Annotated in this window: 21 protein-coding genes; all 21 read left to right on the top strand. The window is 31.9% G+C overall.

The window, feature by feature from the left end; genetic code table 11:
- Positions 1-5 precede the first annotated feature (5 nt).
- The 21 genes from ACSYT2_RS08320 to ACSYT2_RS08220 all read left to right on the top strand — a co-directional run bounded on the left by ACSYT2_RS08320 (position 6) and on the right by ACSYT2_RS08220 (position 23894).
- Entirely contained in the window at positions 6-800 is a 795-nt protein-coding gene (locus ACSYT2_RS08320; protein WP_430854764.1) for a phosphatidate cytidylyltransferase, read from the top strand.
- Between the two features lie 153 nt (positions 801-953).
- A complete protein-coding gene (locus ACSYT2_RS08315) occupies positions 954-1916 on the top strand; it encodes an AI-2E family transporter (RefSeq protein WP_430854763.1) in 963 nt (320 codons plus the stop codon).
- 22 nt (positions 1917-1938) lie between these two features.
- Positions 1939-3099 carry a 1-deoxy-D-xylulose-5-phosphate reductoisomerase gene (dxr, locus tag ACSYT2_RS08310; protein ID WP_430854762.1) on the top strand — a complete coding sequence of 387 codons (1161 nt, stop codon included), beginning with the start codon at positions 1939-1941 and terminating at the stop codon, positions 3097-3099.
- Between the two features lie 11 nt (positions 3100-3110).
- Positions 3111-4124, top strand: a complete 1014-nt coding sequence (locus tag ACSYT2_RS08305) for a M50 family metallopeptidase (RefSeq protein WP_430854761.1) — start codon at positions 3111-3113, stop codon at positions 4122-4124.
- Positions 4125-4136: 12 nt separating this feature from the next.
- On the top strand, positions 4137-5186 hold the full coding sequence (ispG, locus tag ACSYT2_RS08300; protein WP_438384526.1) for a flavodoxin-dependent (E)-4-hydroxy-3-methylbut-2-enyl-diphosphate synthase: 1050 nt from the start codon (positions 4137-4139) through the stop codon (positions 5184-5186).
- Between the two features lie 187 nt (positions 5187-5373).
- Positions 5374-9696: a PolC-type DNA polymerase III gene (locus tag ACSYT2_RS08295; protein ID WP_430854759.1), complete on the top strand. Its 4323-nt coding sequence runs from the start codon at positions 5374-5376 to the stop codon at positions 9694-9696.
- A 242-nt stretch (positions 9697-9938) separates the two neighbouring features.
- Positions 9939-10397 carry a ribosome maturation factor RimP gene (rimP, locus tag ACSYT2_RS08290; protein WP_430854758.1) on the top strand — a complete coding sequence of 153 codons (459 nt, stop codon included), beginning with the start codon at positions 9939-9941 and terminating at the stop codon, positions 10395-10397.
- Between the two features lie 16 nt (positions 10398-10413).
- Entirely contained in the window at positions 10414-11514 is a 1101-nt protein-coding gene (nusA, locus tag ACSYT2_RS08285; protein WP_430854757.1) for a transcription termination factor NusA, read from the top strand.
- 12 nt (positions 11515-11526) lie between these two features.
- A complete protein-coding gene (gene rnpM / locus ACSYT2_RS08280; RefSeq protein WP_430854756.1) occupies positions 11527-11793 on the top strand; it encodes an RNase P modulator RnpM in 267 nt (88 codons plus the stop codon).
- Positions 11786-12106 (top strand): ribosomal L7Ae/L30e/S12e/Gadd45 family protein, encoded by a 321-nt coding sequence (locus tag ACSYT2_RS08275; protein WP_430854755.1) that lies wholly within the window; start codon positions 11786-11788, stop codon positions 12104-12106. The genes rnpM and ACSYT2_RS08275 overlap by 8 nt, the downstream gene beginning before the upstream one ends.
- Before the next feature lie 14 nt (positions 12107-12120).
- The gene (gene infB, locus ACSYT2_RS08270; RefSeq protein WP_430854754.1) at positions 12121-14208 is read left to right on the top strand and encodes a translation initiation factor IF-2; all 2088 of its coding nucleotides are present in this window, start codon (positions 12121-12123) and stop codon (positions 14206-14208) included.
- A gap of 14 nt (positions 14209-14222) precedes the next feature.
- Positions 14223-14573, top strand: a complete 351-nt coding sequence (gene rbfA, locus ACSYT2_RS08265) for a 30S ribosome-binding factor RbfA (RefSeq protein WP_430854753.1) — start codon at positions 14223-14225, stop codon at positions 14571-14573.
- A gap of 1 nt (position 14574) precedes the next feature.
- Positions 14575-15546 carry a DHH family phosphoesterase gene (locus ACSYT2_RS08260; protein ID WP_430854752.1) on the top strand — a complete coding sequence of 324 codons (972 nt, stop codon included), beginning with the start codon at positions 14575-14577 and terminating at the stop codon, positions 15544-15546.
- Between the two features lie 2 nt (positions 15547-15548).
- Positions 15549-16427, top strand: coding sequence for a tRNA pseudouridine(55) synthase TruB (gene truB / locus ACSYT2_RS08255; protein ID WP_430854751.1), 879 nt, complete (start codon positions 15549-15551; stop codon positions 16425-16427).
- Between the two features lie 19 nt (positions 16428-16446).
- On the top strand, positions 16447-17370 hold the full coding sequence (locus ACSYT2_RS08250; RefSeq protein WP_438384525.1) for a bifunctional riboflavin kinase/FAD synthetase: 924 nt from the start codon (positions 16447-16449) through the stop codon (positions 17368-17370).
- A gap of 121 nt (positions 17371-17491) precedes the next feature.
- Positions 17492-17755, top strand: coding sequence for a 30S ribosomal protein S15 (gene rpsO / locus ACSYT2_RS08245; protein ID WP_430854749.1), 264 nt, complete (start codon positions 17492-17494; stop codon positions 17753-17755).
- 84 nt (positions 17756-17839) lie between these two features.
- On the top strand, positions 17840-19948 hold the full coding sequence (locus ACSYT2_RS08240) for a polyribonucleotide nucleotidyltransferase (protein WP_438384524.1): 2109 nt from the start codon (positions 17840-17842) through the stop codon (positions 19946-19948).
- A 284-nt stretch (positions 19949-20232) separates the two neighbouring features.
- On the top strand, positions 20233-21540 hold the full coding sequence (locus tag ACSYT2_RS08235; protein WP_430854747.1) for a M16 family metallopeptidase: 1308 nt from the start codon (positions 20233-20235) through the stop codon (positions 21538-21540).
- A 62-nt stretch (positions 21541-21602) separates the two neighbouring features.
- Positions 21603-21887, top strand: a complete 285-nt coding sequence (locus ACSYT2_RS08230; RefSeq protein ID WP_430854746.1) for a YlmC/YmxH family sporulation protein — start codon at positions 21603-21605, stop codon at positions 21885-21887.
- Between the two features lie 18 nt (positions 21888-21905).
- The gene (dapG, locus tag ACSYT2_RS08225; RefSeq protein ID WP_430854745.1) at positions 21906-23105 is read left to right on the top strand and encodes an aspartate kinase; all 1200 of its coding nucleotides are present in this window, start codon (positions 21906-21908) and stop codon (positions 23103-23105) included.
- Positions 23106-23180: 75 nt separating this feature from the next.
- Positions 23181-23894, top strand: coding sequence for a ClpP family protease (locus ACSYT2_RS08220; RefSeq protein WP_430854744.1), 714 nt, complete (start codon positions 23181-23183; stop codon positions 23892-23894).
- Positions 23895-23911 lie beyond the last annotated feature (17 nt).

Raw genomic sequence — 23911 nt, 5'->3', positions numbered from 1 at the left:
AAGAAATGAAATCAAACAGTAGGTATTTAGGGGCACTTATGATTGCACCATTTATTTTATTCATTTTCTGGGGAGGGCTCCCCCTAAAGGTATTCACGATTGTTTTATCAGCATTAGGAATGTACGAGTTCTATAAAGCTTTAAGAGAAAAAGATTTTAATCCGATATCTCCTGTGGGATATGCTTTATTGTTGTTATATTATTTATTTAATAATAATTTTGAAACACTAATGTTTTTAGTGATTTTGGGAACTTTTATACTACTAATGATGCCTGTAATAAACTTAAAGTATACCTTTATTGATGTAGCTATTACCCTATTAGGATTCTTATATGTAGGGATTTTCTTTAGTTTCATATATCTTGTAAATATAAAAGATGGTGGAGCATTTTATGTATGGTTAATATTTATAGGATCATGGATGACAGATACTGCAGCATATTATGCAGGTAGGTTATTTGGAAAAACAAAGCTTTGTCCAAAGGTAAGTCCGAAAAAGACAGTAGAAGGATCTATTGGAGGCATGATAGGCTCAATGGTGTTTTGTGGGCTATTGGGACTATTTACAAAACAATATATAGCTACAGTACCAATTTATCATTTTATTATTATAGGAGGATTATGCGGTGCATTTAGCCAGTTTGGTGACCTTGTAGCATCATCAGTAAAGAGATATGTTGGAATAAAAGATTATAGTAACCTTATACCGGGACATGGTGGAATACTTGATAGATTTGATTCTATATTATTTTCAGGGACAGTAGTCTTTTACTATTTAACTTTTATTTTAGGAATATAAATTATAATGCGTTGATTTTTTATCAACGTATTTTTTTATGCCATAAAAGACTTATAAACAGAATAAATATACTGATAACTTTTCTAGTGATTATACTATTAAAAATATTACTGATAGCATATATTAAAATGAAGGAATTTGTGGGAGTATAATATGGAATTTAGAGTGAGGTACAAGAAATTAATTGACCTAATAGCGTTATTTTTAATAATATCTGCAGTAACATTAATAATAAAATATTATTTCAAGCCTTTTATTTCAATGATTGTAATATTTTTAATAGCCAATCCTGTATACAAACTTATGTTAAAATTAAAGGTTTATAACAAAATTGCGGGAGCTTTAAGTATACTACTGGTTAATATAGGTATAGTAATATTTATAGTTTATTTAGGAAGTTCTATTTATGAATTAATGTTAAAGTTATATGAAGGGAATTTACATATAATAGAAGATCTAATTTATAGTATAAGAGAGTTATTTAAGGGGGCTGGAGACACAAGTTTAGGTAAGAGTGTACTATCTATATTAAATAAAGAATTTATAAAAACAGGAGCATTAACAACTGGGGAAGGAATAATGGCGTATTTTATTGGGAATATATGTGCCTTCTTTTTACTTACAGACCTTGATAAGATAATTGATCTTGTAAAAAGATTGATTCCAAGAGATATAATAGAAAAGGCATCTTATCAAAAGAAAAACTTTAAGCAGATGTTATGGATAGAAGGTGTATTAGTTTTAATATCAATAATTGAAATAATAATAGGGTTTACAATTTTAAAAGTACAAAAGCCTATTCTCTTTGGAGTAATATGTGGAATATTAGATATATTACCTTATGTAGGAACAATAATTGTATTTATACCAATAATAATATACAATATTATAGTGAAAGATTACTTAATAGCCTTTGGGTTAATATGCTTATATATATTAGTTCAGGTAGTTAGAGAAGTGCTTGAAGCTAAATTTTTAAGTGATAAGTTAGAGTTACACCCGCTGTTAGTATTATTATCAATTTATATAGGGGTAAAACTTTTTGGGGTATTTGGTATTATAGTAGGTCCCATGTATGGTATTTTGGCTAAAGAGGTTATATATAGTAGGGGATAATTTACTGTTAGGAGGAAAAGTTATGAAGAGACTTTCGATATTAGGAGCAACAGGATCAATAGGAATACAGACCCTAGATGTTATAAGAAAGGCTAAGGAAGAGCTAAAATTAGTTGGAGCAACTGCAAATTCTTCTACAGATAAGATGAAGGAAATAATAGAAGAATTTAATCCTAAATATGTAGGGATGATGGATGAAGAAAGTGCAAAGGAAATAGATGCTTTCTGTAAAAGTCTGAATTTAGATATAGAAGTTTATAGTGGGATGGAAGGATTGACAAAAATTGCAACAATAGAAGAAGTTGACATGGTAGTGACATCTGTTGTTGGTATGATAGGACTTAAACCAACTATGGCTGCTATTGAGGCTAAGAAGGATATAGGATTAGCTAACAAAGAAACTTTAGTTGTAGCTGGGGAACTTGTGATGAATGCTGCTAAAGAAAATGGTGTTAGTATATTACCTGTAGATTCAGAACATAGTGCAATTTTTCAATCACTAAGAGGCAATGATATTAATTCACTAAAGAAAATTATTTTAACTGCATCTGGTGGACCTTTTAGGGGGAGAAAAATAGAAGAGCTTAAAGAAATAACAGTTGATCAAGCTTTAAAACATCCAAATTGGAGTATGGGGAGAAAGATAACAATAGATTCAGCTACTTTAATGAATAAGGGGTTGGAGGTAATCGAAGCTCATTGGTTATTTAACTGTGAGTATGAGAATATACAGGTTGTTGTACATCCACAAAGTATTATTCATTCAATGGTTGAGTATAAAGATGCAAGCATAATAGCTCAATTGGGTTCTCCTGATATGAGATTACCAATTCAATATGCTATAAATTATCCTTTAAGAAAAAAAGAAGTAGCTAAGTCTATAGATTTCTATGAAATATCACAGCTTACTTTTGAAAAACCAGATATGGATACATTTAAGTGCTTAAAGCTTGCTTATGAGGCAGGTAAGAGGGGTGGATTAATGCCAACTGTCTTAAATGGATCTAATGAAGTATTGGTACAATTATTTTTAGATAAAAAAATTAAGTTCTTAGAAATTGGGGACATAATTGAAGACACAATGATTAAGTTTGAAGATGAAATGAGCAAAGAATTAACTTTAGATAATATAATTGATTTAGATAAGAGAGTAAGAGAATATCTTGTAGATAAGTGGAGTTAGGAGGAGAGACATTGAATTATGTATGGGCGATACTAGGATTTGGTTTACTTATAATAGTACACGAGTTAGGTCATTTTACATTAGCAAAGCTAAATGGGGTTAAGGTGGTAGAGTTTTCAATAGGTATGGGACCTAAGATTTTTTCACATCAAGGAAAGGAAACAAAATATACTTTAGCACTTTTGCCGATAGGTGGTTTTGTTAATATGTTAGGAGAAGAAGAAGAGGTTGCAGCAGAAGGGAGTTTCTCATCAAAATCTCCATTAAGAAGAATATCTATTATAGTTGCTGGAGCACTAATGAATTTTCTTTTGGCTATTGTAATATTCACCGCATTTTTCTGTAACTTTGGATTTAAAAGCACAGAGTTAAGTGCAATTGTACCTGATGGTGCAATTGCAGAAGTTGGATTACTTCCAGGAGATAAGATAGTAAAAATTGATGGAAGCAAGGTATTTACATTTGATGATATAAGTGTTGGAACCACTCTTGCAAAGGGGAATGAAATGACTTTGACATATAAGAGAGATGGAGAAGTTAATGAGGCTAAAATTAAACCTCAATTTATAGAAGATGAAAATAGATATGCAATAGGTGGATATTTTACCCCAGTTGAAAATCCAACAATAATGCAAGGATTTACACAAAGTTTTAAACAAACAGGTACATTAATATCACAAACTTTTAAATCATTTAAAATGATATTTACAGGAGAAGCAAATCTTAAGACAGATGTAGGTGGACCAGTTACAATCATTAAAATGTCTGCAGGTGCGGCAAAAATGGGAGCATGGAATCTACTTTACTTAGTTGCCTTCCTATCTGTAAGTATCGCAATATTTAACTTATTACCTTTCCCAGCCTTAGATGGTGGATGGACTGTTATATTACTAATTGAGTTAATAACAAGAAGAAAGGTACCAGATAAAGTAGTAGGAGTATTAAACACCGTAGGGTTTATGTTGCTTATAGGACTTATGGTTCTTGTAACGATAAAGGATATTATTTTCCCTATGAGTTTTTAGGAGTGAATGAACATGGATAGAAAAATAACAAGAAAAGTTAAGGTTGGAAGTGTATATGTTGGAGGAGATACTCCAGTAAGTATTCAATCAATGACTAATACAGATACAAGAGATGTAGAAAAAACATTACAACAAATAAGAGAATTATATAATGCAGGTTGTGAAATAATAAGATGTGCTGTGCCTGATATGGAAGCAGCAGAAGCTATAAAAGGTATTACAGCTGAATCGCCAATTCCTGTAGTTGCAGATATACATTTTGACTATAGATTAGCCCTAAAGGTTATTGATAATGGAATATCAGCAATAAGAATTAATCCAGGGAATATTGGAAATAAAGATAGGGTTAGAATGGTTGCAGAAGCTGCTAAAGCTAAGAACATTCCAATAAGAATAGGAGTTAATGCTGGCTCTTTAGAAAAAGAAATATTAAAAAGAGATGGAAAGCCAACAGCAAAGGGATTAGTAGAAAGTGCTTTAGTACATGTAAAGATACTTGAAGAATTAGATTTTCATGATATAGTTATATCAATAAAATCATCGGATGTAAGAATGATGATAGATGCTTATAGATTAATGAGTGAAAAATGTAATTATCCGCTACATTTGGGTGTTACTGAATCAGGAACACCCTTTAAAGGAACTATTAAATCTAGTATAGGAATAGGAACATTATTAGCTGAAGGTATTGGTGATACTATAAGAGTTTCATTAACAAGTGATCCAATAGAAGAAATAAAGGTAGCAAAAGAAATGTTGAAGGCATTAGGCCTTAGAGAAGGTGGATTAGAGTTTGTATCTTGTCCAACTTGTGGTAGAACACAAATAAAACTTATTGAGATAGCTCAAGAGGTTGAGAAGAGGCTTGAAGGCATTAACAAGGATATAAAGGTTGCTGTTATGGGATGTGTTGTTAATGGACCTGGTGAAGCAAGGGAAGCTGATATCGGAATTGCCGGAGGTAAAGGAGAAGGTATCATCTTCAAAAAGGGTCAAATTATAAAAAAGGTTAAGGAAGAAGATCTTATAGAAGAGCTAATGAAAGAAATAGAATCATTATAATAATTAAAAGAAGTGGAATTTCCACTTCTTTTTTGAATAGGTAAGGATTTATTTATGATGATACATAAGAATTTAAGGTTTTAATATATTTTATAAATATGCTATTATATCTTATGATGAATTATAGTTTATAAATTAGATAAGTTTTATAATAATAGATGTTTAAAAATAAAAAGGAGGGATACTTTTGAGTGAGGATTTTATAAAAAAGCTTAATACACAGCTAAATAAAAATGAGGCTCTTGAAGATAAAGAAGTTAGACTTGCAAGATTTCAGTTTTTCAGAAAAAGTAATCTCCTTAAGGTTGTTATAAGAGCAAAGGAAACCTTGAATGAAGATGAGGAGAGCTTTGTTAAAAAACTTATAATGAAGAACTTGGGTTTAAATATAGATATTAATATTCTATGTTACAAGGATGTAGTAGGTATATCGGCAGAAGACATAATTAATAAATATTGGCTTGAAGTAGTAGGGGATATAGTTAGAAAAATTCCTTTATCAAGAGAAGTCTTATTTTCTGATTATAAATGCATCAAAGATAATAAAATAGTGATTAGATACGGTGGAGAAGCATTAATTAATCATTTAAAGAGGAAGGATATTGAGAATTTAATATCAGCTCAAATTAGTGATGTATTTGGCACAAGAATAAGAATAGAATTACACTTTGATCCAAGCCTTGAGGAAAAGGATTATGAAAAACAAAAGCTTGAAGAAAACCAAAGAATTATCAAAAGTGCATTAGAGGGTAGAGTAATTACACAAAATTCAGAGGGAGCTAAAGAAAACAAACCTCAAAAAGAACAACAAAAATATACTAAGCAAAGTTATAAAAGAGAACCTAAGGGCGAAAATACTATATATGGTCGAAATATTAGTATTGAAGCAACAGAAATTAGGGAGATAGATGAAACTTCAGGATATGTAGCTGTAGTTGGAGAAGTATTTAAAACAGAAATAATTGAAACTAGAACAGGTAAAACTATTTTAACCTTCTTTATTACAGACTATACAAGCTCAATAACAGTAAAATGTTTCTTAAAGGCTAATGAAAAAGAAGAAGTATTAGAGAATATTAAGAAGGGATTATACTGTAAGGTAAGAGGTGAAGCTGTATATGATACCTATGCTAGAGAAGTAGTATTAATGGGTAGAGATATAGTAAGGATGAAGAAGATAGAAAGAATGGATGGTTCTGATGAAAAAAGAGTAGAGCTTCATCTTCATACTACAATGAGTACTATGGACGGAATGACATCTGCAGGAAGGCTTATTGAAAGGGCTGCTAAGTGGGGGCATAAGGCTATAGCTATAACAGATCATGGAGTTGTTCAAGCATTCCCAGAAGCACAATCAACAGCTAAAAAAAGTGGGATAAAAGTTATATATGGAGTAGAGGGTTATCTTGTAGATAACGGAGAAGCGGTTGTATTAAATGAAAGAGGGAATAGTTTAGATGATACCTTTGTTGTATTTGATTTAGAAACAACTGGATTTTCATCGAAGAACGATAAAATTATTGAAATTGGTGCTGTTAAGATTAAAAATGGAGAGATTATAGATAATTTTAGTTGTTTTGTTGACCCAAAAATAAGAATTCCATATAAAATAACAGAGTTAACAAGCATTACAGATGCAATGGTAAGAGGAGCAGAAACAATAGAAACAATATTGCCTAAATTCCTAGATTTTTGTGAGGGCAGTGTGTTAGTAGCACATAATGCAAACTTTGATACATCCTTTATTAAAAAGAATTGCAGGGATATGGGATTAGAGTTTGATTTCCCTATATTGGATACAGTTCCATTGGCAAGATTCCTTTATCCAGAGCTTAAAAGAGTTAAGCTAAATACTGTTGCTAAGCATTTAGGTATATCTTTAGAAAACCACCATAGAGCAGTAGATGATGCAAAGTGTACAGCGGAAATATTGCTTATATGCTTTAAAAAATTAAAAGAAGAGTTAGATATAGATAATCTTCATAAACTAAACGAAGAGTTTTTAACTAATTTTGATATAACAAAGCAAAAAGCGTTCCATGTAATAATTTTAGCTAAAACCCAAGCTGGATTAAAAAATTTATATAGGTTAGTATCTGAAGCACACTTAAATAATTTTTTCAAGGTACCAAGAATACCTAAGAGTAGGCTAGCTGAAATGAGAGAGGGCCTAATAATAGGTTCTGCTTGTGAAGCAGGGCAAGTATATAGAGCAATTTTGGATGGTAAAACTGATGATGAGTTAAAAGAAATTATAGGCTTCTATGATTATTTAGAGATTCAACCAGTAGGAAATAATCAGTTCCTTATAGAAAAGGGGAATGTTAAAGATCAGGATGAAATAAGAGAAATAAATAGGAGAATTTATAATTTAGGTAAGGAATGTGGCAAGGCAACTGTAGCAACAGGTGATGTTCATTTCTTAGAGCCAGAAGACGAGGCCTTCAGAAGAATTCTTATGGCAGGAAAAGGATTTGGGGATGCAGATAATCAACCACCTTTATATTTCAAGACTACAGATGAAATGCTTAAGGAGTTTTCATATTTAGGGTCTGATTTAGCTAGGGAAGTTGTTATAACAAATCCTAATAATATTGCTGATAGTTGTGAAATAATAAAACCAATACCAGATGAAACATATCCTCCTAAGATAGATGGTGCAGAAGAGGATATTAAGAATATGACAATGAATAAGGTGCACTCAATTTATGGAAATCCGCTACCTGAGGTAGTACAAAAAAGACTTGATAAAGAACTTAACTCTATTATTAATAATGGATATGCCGTACTTTATTTAATAGCACAAAAGCTTGTTGCAAAATCTCTTGCTGATGGATATTTGGTTGGATCAAGAGGATCCGTTGGGTCTTCATTTGTTGCAACAATGACTGATATTACAGAGGTAAATGGGCTTCCACCACACTATGTATGCCCAAAATGTAAGCATTCAGAGTTCTTTACTGATGGGTCCATAAGTTCAGGGGCAGATCTTCCTGATAAGAACTGTACTGAATGTGGAACTTTATACATAAAAGATGGTCATGATATTCCATTTGAAACCTTCCTTGGTTTCGAGGGTGATAAGGAGCCGGATATAGATCTTAATTTCTCTGGAGATAACCAAGGTGATATCCATAAATATACTGAGGTTCTTTTTGGAGAAGGGTATGTATTCAAGGCTGGTACAATAGGTACTGTTGCTGAAAAGACAGCTTATGGATATGTAAAGAAATACTTGGATGAAAGAGGTATCATTGCATCAGCTGCTGAAATAGAAAGACTTACGATAGGATGTACCGGTATTAAGAGAACTACAGGTCAACATCCAGGTGGGATTATGGTTGTGCCAAGGGATAATGATATACATAATTTTTGCCCAATACAGCGTCCAGCAGATGATAACTCATCTGATGTTATAACTACACATTTTGATTATCATTCAATTTCTGGTAGACTTCTAAAACTTGATATACTTGGGCATGATGATCCTACTGTATTAAGAATGCTTCAAGATTTAACTGGATTAGATCCTAAAACAATACCTCTTAATGATCCAGCTGTTATGTCGTTGTTTACAAGTCCTGAAGCTTTAGGAGTTACAAAGGAAGAATTGGGTTGTGAAGTTGGTAGTTATGGATTACCAGAGTTTGGTACTAAATTCGTTAGAGGTATGCTAGTAGATACACAACCAAAGACCTTTGCTGATCTTGTTAGAATATCAGGATTATCACATGGTACTGATGTTTGGTTAAATAATGCACAGTACTATATTAAAGAGGGATATACAACATTAAAAAACTGTATATCAACAAGAGATGATATTATGGTTTATTTGATGCATCAGGGTGTTGAACCTAAACTTGCATTTACTATAATGGAAAAAGTAAGAAAGGGTAAGGGTCTTACTGATGAATATGAAGCAGCTATGAGAGAAAAAAATGTTCCTGATTGGTATATAGATTCTTGTAAAAAAATAAAGTATATGTTCCCTAAGGGTCATGCTGTTGCATATGTAATGATGGCAGTTAGAATTGCTTATTACAAAGTTCATTATCCATTAGCATATTACGCTACATACTTTTCAGTAAGAGCAGATGATTTTGATGCAGATCTTATATGTAAAGGTGAAGGAGCTATACATCAAAGATTGGAGGGACTTTATGAATTAGGCAATTCTGCATCTGTAAAGGATAAAGGTCTTATTACTGTTTTAGAGTTAGCTTTTGAAATGTATAAGAGAGGATTTAATTTCCTTAAGGTAGATTTATATGACTCTGAGGCAGTAAAATTTAAAATTGAGGGAAATGCATTAAGACCACCAATAAATGCACTTCAAGGAGTTGGGGATAATGCAGCTAAGTCAATTGTTGAAGCAAGAAAGAATGGAGAATTTATTTCTAAAGAGGACTTAAGACTTAGATCAAAGGTTTCAAAAACTATTATTGAGGTTATGAGTCAGCATGGTTGCTTAGATGGGATGTCAGAAACTAATCAACTTTCATTATTCTAAGAAAGCCTTGTGTTATGTAAAAATATATCTAATACCTTGTATTATTAGAAAAAGTGTGATATTCTTGTAATAGAAGATTTATTTCAAATAGCTAGAATTTAGGAGTGGGAAAGAAAATCCCGCTCCTTCTATTTGTAACGCAACTACTAAATAGTTGCGTTTTTGATTAGTAAAAAATATTAAGCTAATCAATTGGGAATAATAATCTTGAAAAAATTGAATATTGAAAAGGAGGTTTTAGGATGCAAAATAATGCCTTAAATGAAAAAGTGGCTGGTTTAGTTAAACCTATTGCTGACGAATTAAATTATGAATTATATCACGTGGAGTTTGTGAAAGAGGATGGGGAGAATTACCTTAGAATATATATAGATAAGCCGGAAGGCATTTCTCTTACAGATTGCGAAGCACTATCAAGAAGAGTTAGCACTATGTTAGATGAAGAGGACCCAATACCAGACTCTTACTATCTAGAAGTATCATCACCAGGGCTAAATAGAGGTCTATATAAAGATGAGCACTTTAGTAGATATATTGGAAGAGATGTTGAAGTTAAATTAAATAAAGCAATTAATGGAAGTAAAAGTATAAAAGGTATACTAAAAAAAGTTACAGAAGATTCCATTAGTATAGAAGCTGATGAAGAAGTTACTGTACCTAAGTTAAATATAAAATCAGCCAATCTTGATGGGGAGATATAACAAGGAGGATATAATAATGAACGAAGAGTTTATAGGTGCTCTAAAAGAACTAGTTAAGGAAAAGGGGATAAGTGAAGATTTAATTTTCACTACAATTGAAGATGCAATGGTTGCAGCATATAAGAAAAACTATGCTAATCCTAATACATCAGCTCAAAATGTTAGAGTAGGAATGAATAGGGAAACAGGGGAAATCAATGTATATGCCCAAAAGGTTGTATGTGATGAGGTATATGATGATGTAACTGAAATATCCTTAGAAGAAGCAAAAGCAATTAATCCTATATTTGAAGTAGATGATATTTGTGAATTAGAAGTTACTCCAAGAAACTTCGGTAGAGTTGCTGCACAACTTGCAAAACAAGTAGTGACTCAAAGAATCAAAGAGGCTGAAAGAAATATTGTTTATAATGACTATAAAGAAAAAGAATATGACATACTTACAGGTACTATCATAAGAAAAGATAAGGGAATGGTATTTGTAAACATTGGTAAGCTTGAGGGAATTATAGGACCTAATGAGCAAATGCCAAATGAAGAGTATAGATTTAACGAAATGTTAAAGTTATATGTTGTAGAGGTTAAGAATGGCTCTAAGGGTGCACAAATACATGTATCAAGAACACATCCTGGTCTAGTTAAAAGATTATTTGAACTAGAGGTACCTGAAATATATAACGGTGTAGTTGAAATAAAGAGCATTTCAAGAGAAGCAGGATCAAGAAGTAAGATAGCTGTTTACTCAAATGACGAATCTGTAGATCCTATGGGAGCATGTGTTGGTCCTAAGGGCGTTAGAGTTCAAAACATTGTAAATGAATTAAAGAATGAAAAAATTGATATAATTAAATGGAGTAAGTCTCCAGAAGAATTTATAGCCAATTCTTTAAGCCCAGCTAAAGTATTAAGCGTAGTTGTAGATGAAAACTCAAAATCTGCAAAAGTTGTAGTTGAAGATAATCAATTATCTTTAGCAATTGGTAAAGAAGGGCAAAATGTTAGATTGGCAGCAAAGCTTACTAACTGGAAAATAGATATAAAGAGTAAATCTCAAGCAGAGGCCCAAGTTGAAGAACTGAATAGTGCATCAGAAGAAGTTGAAGTAGTTACTGAGTAATGAGGTGTTTTTATGAAAGTTAAAAAGATACCACTAAGAATGTGTACTGGATGCATGGAAATGAAACCTAAAAAAGAACTTATAAGAGTTGTAAAAAGTCCTGAAGGAGAAGTTTCTGTAGATCTGACTGGCAAAAAGTCAGGAAGAGGAGCATACATTTGTAAAAGTGAGGAATGTTTAGAAAAAGCATTTAAAGCTAAGAGACTTAGTAGAAATCTTGATATCGCAATAAGCGAAGAGATTTATAATAGACTAAGGGAAGAGATTGGAAATGAATAAATTTTTTAATTTTTTAGGTCTAGCAAAAAGATCAGGAAATGTATTAGAAGGATACAGTAAATGCAATGAAGAAAGGAATAGAAGGAAGTTATTCTTATTTATTATTTCACCAGATGCATCTGATTCTTCAAGAAGAAAGTTTATAAATCATTGTAAAGAAAAGAATATACCATATATTGAAGATTTCTCAAAAGAGGAGTTAGGAGCAGCAGTTGGAAGACCAGAGATCAAGATTCTAGCTATTGTTGATGGAAACATCGCTAAAAAGCTTCAAACTCTTTATCAGGAGGAAAAGATATATGAAGTAGAATAATCGGGGGTGACTGTATGTCAAAAATTAGAGTATACGAATTAGCAAAAGAATTAAACATCGGGTCAAAGGAATTAATAGAGTTATTAATGAGTGAGTTTAGCGTAGAAGTTAAAAATCACATGAGCGTAATAGAGGATGAAGATGCAGCCTTAATTAAGGAATTATTAGGAGATTCTAGTAAGAGTCCAAATGCAGAGGTATCAGCAGAAGGTGAAGAAAAGAAGAGTATCGTTGATGAATACGAAGACCAAATAGCTGAAGAAGTTAACAAGGGAAATGGTAAGAAGAGAAAGACTAAGAAGCAAATAGCTGAAGAGAAAGCTAGAGCAGATCAAGAATTTGCAGAAAATGCACTTCTTGAAATAGGTGAAACTATCTTAGTTAAAGATCTAGCAGATATGCTTAAAAAACCATATGCAGAAGTTATAACAACACTTATTTTCTCAGGTGTTATGGCAAACATGAATCAAGAAATTGATTATGATACAGCTGCTAAGGTATGTGAGAAGTATGAAATACTTTGTGAAAAGAAGGTTGAAACTTCAGAACTTGAAACTTTAGAAGTAGAAGAAGATGAAGAGGATAACTTAGTAAAGAGACCTCCAATAGTTACAGTTATGGGTCACGTAGATCACGGTAAGACATCATTATTAGATGCTATTAGAAAAGCAAAGGTTACTAGCGGAGAAGCTGGTGGAATTACACAACATATCGGTGCTTATACAGTAACATTAAATGATGAAGAAATTACTTTCTTAGATACTCCAGGACATGAAGCTTTTACAGCAATGAGAGCTAGAGGAGCGCAAGTAACGGATATAGTTATATTAGTTGTTGCAGCTGATGATGGAATAATGCCTCAAACTAAGGAAGCTATAAATCACTGTAAAGCAGCTGAAGTACCAATGATAGTTGCTATAAATAAAATTGATAGACCTGGTGCAAATATAGATAGAGTTAAGCAAGAATTAACAGAATTTGGATTAGTATCAGAAGACTGGGGTGGAGATACTATATGTGTACCAGTATCAGCTAAGCAAGGTGAAAACATAGATCAATTATTAGAAATGGTTATATTAACATCAGAAATATTAGAACTTAAGGCTAATCCTAATAGAAAAGCTAAGGGTACTGTTATAGAAGCAAAACTTGACAAGGGTAGAGGTCCAGTAGCTTCATTACTTGTTCAAAGTGGTACTTTACATGTAGGAGATTCAATATTAGTTGGTTCAACTTATGGTAGAGTTAGAGCAATGTTTGATGATGAAGGAAAGAAAATTAAATCAGCAGGTCCTTCAATTCCAGTTGAAATTCTTGGACTTTCAGAAGTTCCAGCAGCAGGAGATAGATTTAACCAAGTTAAAGATGAGAAGACTGCAAGAGCAATGGCTGAAACAAGAAAGCAAAGCTTAAAGACTGAAACATTAAATGCTCTTCACAGAGTTTCACTTGAAGATTTATATAGCCAAATTAAAGAAGGTACTGTTAAAGAGCTTGCAATTATTGTTAAAGCTGACGTACAAGGTTCAGTAGAAGCAATTAAGCAATCATTGGAGAAGCTATCTACTGATGATGTTAAGGTTAGGGTTATACATGGTGGTGTTGGTGCCATAACTGAAACTGACATAACTCTTGCAACAGCTTCAAGTGCTATAGTAATCGGATTTAATGTTAGACCTGATGCAAATGCTACAGTAGCAGCGGATAAAGATGGTGTAGATATTAAGACTTACAGAATAATATACGATGCTATTGAAGATGTAAAGTCTGCAATGATTGGTATGCTTGAACCAGAATATAAGGAAGTTATATTAGGTAAGGCAGAAGTTAGAGAAACTTATAAGATTTCTAATGTAGGAACTATTGCAGGTTCTTATATATTAGATGGTAAGCTTGTAAGAAACTCAGAAGTAAGAGTTATTAGAGATGGAATAGTGATATTCGAAACTGTTTTAGGTTCATTAAAGAGATTTAAGGATGATGTTAAAGAAGTAGCAGCAGGTTACGAATGTGGTTTAACTGTTGAAAAGTTTAATGATCTTAAGGAAGGCGATATAATAGAAGCCTTCAAGATGGAAGCTATCAAAAGAAAAGAGCTTTAAAAGAGGTGGTATAGATGGCTAACTATAGAGGTGGCAGAATTAATGAAGAAGTTAAAAGAGAAATAAGTAGCCTTATAAGAGATGAAATCAAAGATGTAAGACTTACTGCAATGATTTCAGTTACAGCAGTTAAGGTTACAAAGGACTTAAGATATGCAAAAGTATATGTAAGTATTTTCTCTAAAGATGAAGAAGAAAAGAAAAATAATCTAGAAGCATTAAAAAGTGCAGCGGGATTTGTTAGAAGAGAAATTGCACAAAGAATAAATCTAAGACATAGTCCACAAATAATCTTTGAACTAGATGATTCTATTGACTATGGTATGCATATCGATAGTTTAATCGAAAAGGCAAAGGTAAAGTAATATGACATTTAAAGATATATCCAAGGTTATATTAGAATCTAACAGAATAGGATTAACCTTTCACACATCACCAGATGGTGATGCCATTGGGAGTACATTAGGACTTTTAAATGGTCTTAAAGAGTTAGGAAAGGATGTTTATATAATATCAAGAGAAGTTATCCCTGATAACCTCTCTTTCCTACCTTTAGGAGATGAAATAGATGGAAGAACTTCTTCACCTTTAAATGGAACAGATTTGGTTATAGTTTTAGACTGTGGAAATGTAGATAGAATATGTGCAGATTTAGAAGATTATGAAGGGACTCTAATTAATATAGATCATCATATAACTAATGAAAATTATGGCACAATAAATTATGTGGATACAACATCAGCAGCAACAGCAGAGTTAGTTTATTTATTATTAAATGAATTAGGATTTGTTTTTAATGGAAAAGATGATGCACTTGAAAGAATAGGAAGATGTCTTTATACATCTCTTGTAACAGATACAGGATCATTTAGACATTCAAACGTTACTGAGAGAACTCATAAAATTGCCGGAGATCTTATTGCAATTGGTGTAAATAATAATAAAATACATAATAATTTATTTGACAACAAACCATATGCAAAAGTAAAACTTATGGGTGCAGCACTAAGTAATATAGAGCTTTTAGTTAGGCAGAAGGTATCATTTATTAAGCTATCTAAGAAGTTATTAGAATCTTTAAATATGGGGAATGTTGATACTTCAGATATAATTTCTATAGCTTTAGGTATAGAAGGTGTAGAGGTAGCAGTAGTAATTAAAGAAGTTGACGATGGTGTTAAAGGTAGCTTAAGATCTAAGGCAGATTACGATGTGAGAAGAGTTGCAGAAGCTCTAGGTGGCGGAGGCCATGTGAAAGCTGCTGGGTTCAAGATTAAGGATGTTTCATTAGAAGAGGCGAAAAATAAAATTATTAATGAAATAGAAAAAGAGATGTAGTTATGAATGGAGTTATTAACGTTTTTAAGAATAAGGGAATGTCTTCATTTGATGTAGTTAGAATAGTAAGAAAGATATCAGGTGAAAAGAAAGTTGGACATACTGGTACTTTAGATCCAGAAGCAACTGGAGTACTACCTGTATGTATTGGTAAGGGAACAAAAATAATAGATTATATAATGAAAGCTGAGAAAAGTTACTTTGTTAAGTTTAAATTAGGAGTTAAAACTACTACCTATGACCTAGAGGGGGAAGTACTAGAGGAAAAAGATACTTCACAACTATCAGAAGAAGAAGTTTTAAAATCTATTTTAAAGTTCAAGGGTGAGTATAGTCAAATTCCGCCTATGTATTCTGCATTAAAAAAGAATGGGGTTAGACTATATGAACTTGCAAGGAAGGGAATAGAAATTGAAAGAGAAGGAAGACTTATAACTATTCATGATATTGTAGATATAGATATAAATTTACCTTATGTTTCAATGGAAGTAACCTGCTCTAAGGGAACTTATATCAGAAGTCTTTGCTATGATATTGGAGAAGATCTAAAGGTTTTTGGAACTATGGTTGAGCTTAGAAGAACAAAAACTTCTTGCTTTGATGAAAAGGACAGTATAAATATTGAAGAACTTTCTAAGGAGAATATCTCTGAAAACTTGATTTCTATGGAGGATGCCTTAAAGGGATATCCTAGACTGACTATTAATGAAGGATATTCTAAGTTGCTTATAAATGGTGTTAATGTTGGAGATAGAAGACTCACAAATGAAGCTATTGAATTAGGTAAACTTTATAGAGTTTATGACAATCAAGATTTATTTATAGGTCTTGGTAAAAGTGATAATAAGGGATTTAAGATAGAAAAGCTATTATTAATATAGTATAGGAGTTAATCAAAGGATGTTTGAAGATTATGAAACATTACAAAATGAAAATACATATAGTTATGTAGCACTTGGAAGTTTCGATGGACTTCATAGAGGTCATTTATCCTTAGTGAATAAAATTGTTGAACTTTCTAAAGAAAAGGGTGGAACAAGTATTGTATATACATTTAGAAATCATCCAAGGACCCTTATAAAATCAGAAAATCCAATAAAGCTACTATTAGATAATAAGACTAAGTATGAAATACTAAAAGAAAAAGAAGTGGATAAAGTCTATTTTGAAGAATTCAATGAAGAATATATGAAGATATCCCCAGAGGAATTCGTAAAATACTTATGTAATAAGTTTAATGTAAAAGGAATTGTAGTAGGCTTTAATTATAGATTTGGCTATAAGAATATTGGAGACGTAGATTTATTAAAGAAGCTTTCAGATAAATATAGCTATAAGTTGTATGTTATTGAACCTTGTAATTATGAAGGGGAAGTAGTGAGTAGTACTAGAATTAGAAAAGAACTTAGTAATGGTAATATTAAGATAGCTAATGAAATGCTTACAAGACCATATTCGCTAAGAGGAGAAGTAGTTCATGGAAAGAAGATTGGTAGACAAATAGGTTTTCCTACTGCAAATGTAAAATATAGTGAAAATTTATTACTTCCTGAGTTGGGTGTGTATTATACAAATGTAAAGTGGAATAATAAAATATATAAGGGAATAACATCAGTTGGGAAAAATCCTACTGTTAATGGTAAGAATATAACTTTAGAAACTTATATTCTTGATTTTAATCATGAAATTTATGGAGAAGAGATTACTGTTTATTTTATAACTAAAATTAGAGATGAAGAGAAATTTAACTCCTTAGAAGAATTGATAAATGAAATAGAGAAAGATAAAAAATTCGCTGAAAAAGAAAAATTATATGTAAACTAACAAAATGATTTACAATTTTATTATGTTTTGTTATAATACTTGATAGGAACCTAGTCCTATGTTTGAAGAATGCCAGCTTCTTACTTGGAACTAAGGGGATAAATTATGGAGGTGCTTACGCATGGATAAGGCAAAAAAGTTAGAAATTATTAAACAATACGGAAGAAGCGAAGGAGACACTGGTTCACCAGAAGTTCAAGTAGCTTTACTAACAGAAAGAATAAACCAATTAACTGATCACTTAAGAACTCATAAGAAAGACCACCACTCAAGAAGAGGTCTATTAATGATGGTTGGACAAAGAAGAGGTCTTTTAAATTACTTACAAGAGCAAGATATCGAAAGATACAGAACTATTGTAAAACAATTAGGTTTAAGAAGATAATCTTAGAGCGGTTCATCCCGCTCTATTATTTTAAAAATATAAGAAAATTATGTAAAATTTAAGAGTTTGAAGGGAGGTCCTATAATGAGCAATATATTAAGTACAACTGTTGCTGGAAGAGAATTAAAGGTTGAATTTGGTAAGGTAGGTATGTTATCAGATGCAGCTATTTTTATGAGTTATGGGGATACAGTAATATTAACAAATGTTAATGCTTCAGAAAAGCCTAGAGAAGGTATAGATTTCTTTCCTCTAAGTGTCGAATACGAAGAAAGATTATATTCAGTAGGAAAAATTCCAGGTGGATTTATTAAGAGAGAAGGAAGACCTACAGAAAAAGCAATATTAAACGGTAGAGCAGTTGATAGAACCATAAGACCACTTTTCCCAAAGGGGTATAGAAATGATGTTCAAGTAGTTTGTACGGTAGTATCAGTTGAGAAAGACAATATTCCTGAGATACTTGCAATAAATGCAGCATCTACAGCATTATGCTTATCTAGTATTCCATACACAATTCCAGTAGCAGCTGTTCAAGTTGGCTTAATTGATGGAAACTTCATTGTTAATCCAAATGCAGAAGAGAGAGAGGAATCAATTCTTCATTTAACTCTTTGTGCTACAAAGGAAAAGGTTATGATGATAGAAGCTGGTGGTAATGAAATACCAGAAGAGACTATGATAAAAGCTATAGAATACGGTTTCGAAAAATGTCAAGACATAATCACTTTCCAAGAAGAAGCAATGGAAAAGATGGGTAAGACTAAAAAAACACCAGAATACTACACTGTAGATGCTGATGTTGAAAAAGATTTAAGAGCTTTCGCAACTGATATGGTTAAAGAAGCTATGTATATAACTGATAAGGATGAAAGAAATGCTGCAATTGATGAAGTAAATAAAAAGGTAGCAGAAGAGTTTGGTGAAAAGCATGAAGGTAAAGAAGGAGATATAAAAGAAATTCTTTACAATATGCAAAAAGAAGTAGTTAGACACATGCTACTTAATGATAAGAGAAGACCAGATGGAAGAGCCTTCGACGAAGTTAGAAAAATTAGTTGTGATGTTGGAATATTACCAAGAACTCATGGGACTGGATTATTTACAAGAGGTTTAACTCAAGTAATGACAGTTGCAACATTAGGTTCAGTAGGAGATATTCAAATTCTTGATGGACTTGATGAAGCTGAAACAACAAAGAGATATATGCATCACTACAATTTCCCGGGATATAGTGTCGGTGAAGTTAAGCCACTAAGAGGACCAGGAAGAAGAGAAATAGGACATGGAGCTTTAGCAGAAAGAGCTTTAGAACCATTAATTCCTTCAGAAGCTGAGTTCCCATATACAATTAGATTAGTATCAGAAGTATTAAGCTCAAATGGATCTACTTCACAAGCATCAGTTTGTGGATCAACATTAGCATTATTAGATGCAGGTGTTCCATTAAAGAGACCAGCTGCAGGTATTGCAATGGGTTTAATCACTTCAGAGGATTTAACACAAGAAGCAGTTTTAACTGATATTCAAGGAATTGAAGATTTCTTTGGAGATATGGACTTTAAAGTAGCTGGAACAACTGAAGGTATTACATCGATACAAGTTGATACTAAGCTTAAAGGGTTTAGCTTTAACGTAGTAGAAACAGCTATAAAGGATGCTAGAAAAGCTAGATTATTCATTTTAGAAAAGATGAATGAATGTATTTCAGCACCAAGAGAAGAAGTTTCAAACTTTGCTCCTAAGACTTCAACTATGCAAATCGATCCTGAAAAGATTAGAGATGTAATTGGAGCAGGTGGTAAGGTTATTAATAAGATAATAGCTGACACAGGAGTTAAGATTGATATTAAAGAAGATGGTACAGTATTTGTATCTTCACCTGACCATAATGGTGTTAATCAAGCCTTAAAGATTATTGAAGGTTTAACTAAAGTAGTTCAAGCAGGAGAAGTTTATCTAGGTAAAGTAACTAAGATTGCTGCATTTGGTGCATTTGTTGAAATATTACCAAATAAAGAAGGATTAGTTCATATTTCAAAGCTTGCTAAAGAAAGAGTTAACAAAGTAGAGGATGTTGTTTCTGTAGGTGATGAAATTCTAGTTAAAGTTACTGAAATTGATAACCAAGGTAGAATAAATCTTTCAAGAAAAGATGCTTTACCTGATGAAGAAGATAAGCAAGAACAATAAAAGGGCAATATTATTGCCTTTTTTTTCTCTATAGAAATTAGGAATAGGAAGCCACGAATATCTTTATAATAGTATAAAGAAGGTTCGTGACTTTTACTCTATATAAAGTTATAATTTGTATTAATATGTATATAGTTTGTATAACTATATTTAATGCAGCTTATTATTGTAGAGTATAAAATAATTTGAGTACCTGCAAAATTTTTATTAAGGGAAACCTTGGTTAATGCAGATGTACAAAAAGTATGCGAGATAGCGCTACAACTTTTTATAGGGAGGTTTATATGTACAATTTATATACGTTAAAAAATGGATTGCGAGTAGTTACAGAAAGAAATGAAGGGGTAAACTCAGTAAGTGTTGGAGTAATGATTCAAAATGGATCAAGAAATGAAACTTCTGATATTAATGGGATTTCTCACTTCATTGAGCATATGTTTTTTAAAGGAACTGAAAAGCGTAGCTCTAAAGAAATAGCTGAAACAATTGAAAATGTTGGCGGTCAGTTAAATGCTTTTACGAGTAAAGAAGCAACATGTTATTATATAAAAAATTTATATACTCATCTAGATCTTTCTCTTGATGTTCTATCTGATATGATATTAAATTCCAAGTTTGATCCTGAGGAAATTGAACGTGAAAAGGGAGTAGTTGTTGAGGAGATTAATATGAGTGAGGATAGTCCAGAAGATGTTTTAGAAGATATACATTCTAAGGCTTGTTTTGAGGAGAATCCTTTAGCATATCCTATTTTAGGAACTATAGATAAAGTTAAATCACTAAATAGAGAAAAGATTAAAAAATTTATAGGTGAAAAATATACTCCTTACAATTCTGTTATATCTGTATGTGGTAAGTTTGATGAAAAGGAATTAACAGATTTAATAGAAAAGTATTTTGGAGAATGGAAAAGTGAAAAAATTTATGTTCCTACATATGAAGAGACATTTGTTCACTCTGATACTTATTATACTAATAAGGAAATAGAACAACTACATGTAAGTCTTGGACTAAAGGGACTACCTTTTGGACACGAAAAGGGATATGCTCTAGTTCTCCTAAGTAATATTTTTGGTGGTGGAGCATCCTCTATATTATTCCAAAAGGTAAGAGAAGAACTAGGCTTATGTTATAACATATATTGTTATCCTCAACCATATCAAGGAACGGGAGTATTAAATATATACACTGGACTTGGTAAGACTTACGGAGAGAAAGCACTTACAGTAATTGTAGATGAACTTAATAAATTCTCTAAAGAAGGAATAACTAACGAGTTATTAGAGATAAATAAGGAAAAGATCAAGGCTAATTATATTCTGGGACTTGAAAGCACAAGTTCAAAGATGTTTAGTAATGCTAAATCTGTATTATTTAAAAATAAAGTTAGTACAGAGGAAGAAGTTATTAAGAAGATTGATAGGATATCATCAGATGATATTGATTTTGTATTAAAAGAATGCTTTGCTGGTGGAATACTAAACTCTGCATATGTAGGGCAAGGAGTAGAATGTGAAGAGTTAAATAACATACTATTTAATACTACCAAGGCTTATAATAATAAATCAGTAGATAGTAAAATCAAAGTATAAAGTTGAATATATTCCTTTTTACTTGCATAGGAATTATGTAGAGAAGTAAGGAGGGATAATTTATGAATGATGAAAATAAAATTAAACTACTGAGTGAAATTGAAAGATATGAGCTTATTAATATAAATGATGGTGAAAAATATGATTATCTTCAAAATAATGACTTAGTAGTTGATGACGAGGGGAATATTAAATTTCTTGTTATAAACGTAGGAACCGGTAAATTGGGCTTCTTTGGAGGTTCTAGGGAGTTTATGGAAATACCCTGGGAGTGCGTGAAAAAAATTGGTGCACGTACTATAATATTAGATGCAGAGGAAAATGATATCAAGAAAGCTAGGCTTTAGTGTTGAGGGGGAGAAAACTTGAAAATTGTAGTACAAAAATTTGGTGGGACATCAGTATCAACTGAAGAAAAAAGAGCTAAGGTCATAGAAAAAGTAAAAAAGTCAATAGAGCAAGGATTTAGTCCTGTAGTTGTTGTATCAGCTATGGGGAGAAAAGGTGAGCCTTATGCAACTGATACTCTTCTTTCTTTAGTAGATGAAAAGTTTAAAAAAGAAAATAAGTTAGCAGCTGATTTATTAATGTGTTGCGGTGAATTTATAAGTTCAGTTGTTATGAGTAATGCTCTCTCAAAGGAAGGAATTGATACAGTTCCTATGACTGGTGGGCAAGCAGGTATTATAACAAATAATAACTTTAATAATGCCTCATTAAAAGAAGTACAAGAAAAAAGAATATTAGATATTATTTCACAGGGGAGAGTTCCAGTTGTAACAGGTTTTCAAGGGATAACTGAGGATGGATACTTTACAACGCTAGGTAGAGGTGGAAGCGATACTTCTGCTGCAATTTTAGGTGTTGCTTTAGATGCAGAAAGAATAGAAATATATACAGATGTTAATGGAATAATGACAGCTGATCCTAGAATAGTAGAGGATGCTGCCCTAATAGATATATTAAGCTATGATGAAGTATTCCAGCTTGCAGATCAAGGAGCTAAGGTAATACATCCTAAGGCTATAGAGGTAGCTAAGGAGGGTAATGTACCTGTTCTTATTAAGAATACTATGAATGACTGTGAAGGTACCATTATAAATAGTATAGGTGATAAAAGTAAAAAGAGATTAGTTACAAGTATAACTAGTCATAATGATAGGGTACAAGTGTCAATTAAGCTTTCTGAGAATAAAGGTAATGATAAATATAAGGATATACTAGAAATAATTGCAGCCAACAGTATAAGTTTAGATTTAATTAACATATTTCCAAAAGAACAGATATTTACTATTCCAGCATCAGCTAAGGAGAAGGTTGCTGATATGTTTAAAAGGCTAAAGATAAACTATACATTTACGGAAAATTGTAGCACTATTGCAATCGTTGGTGCAGGCATGAGAGGTATCCCAGGAGTTATGGCAAAAATACTTAAAGCTTTAAATGAAAGTAATGTTGAAGTACTTCAAACAGCAGATTCTCATATGACAATATGGTGTTTAATTCATACAGAAGCTTTAGGAGATGCTATTAATGGGCTTCATAGAGCTTTTAAACTGTCATAAATTTTAAATTATAATGATTAAAGTATAAAAATATTCCTCTTGTGCAAAATAAAACTGTACAGGAGGAATGTTTTTATGGAAGATTATAGCTTATTAGATAAAAATGAAAATGAAGAAGAATTAAAAGAGAATAAAGAAAAAATGAAATCTATTAAGGAGTTTGGAAATACAGGAATGGCAGCACCAAATGAACGAATTCAAATTTTGTCAATAATAGGGCAAATAGAAGGTCATATGGTATCACCACCACAAACAAAAGCAACAAAGTATGAACATATAATACCTCAGTTAATTTCCATAGAGCAAAATGATAAGGTTGAGGGAGTTTTAATTGTTCTTAACACAGTAGGTGGTGATGTTGAAGCAGGTCTTGCAATATCAGAAATGATTAATTCATTATCAAAGCCTACAGTGTCTATTGTAATAGGTGGGGGGCATTCTATTGGAGTACCTCTAGCTACATCCTCAGATTATTCATTTATAACACCTTCAGCAACAATGATTATTCATCCAATAAGAATGAATGGTTTTATTATTGGGGTTGCGCAAACATTTAATTATTTTAAAAAAATGCAGGAGAGAATTGATGATTTTATAGTTAGAACCTCTAATATATCACATGAGAATCTACATAATTTCATGATGCAGACAGATACATTATTAAATGATGTTGGAACAATACTTATTGGAGAGCAGGCGGTGGATTGCGGATTAATTGATGAAGTTGGGGGAATAAGTCAAGCGTTATATAAATTAAACTCTTTAATAGAAGAAGGAGATAAAAAATAGGGCTAGGGCCCTATTTT

The organism is Clostridium zhoujianii (assembly GCF_051590805.1).
Taxonomy (GTDB): domain Bacteria; phylum Bacillota; class Clostridia; order Clostridiales; family Clostridiaceae; genus Clostridium.
This window is presented reverse-complemented; position numbering and strand designations above follow the sequence as displayed.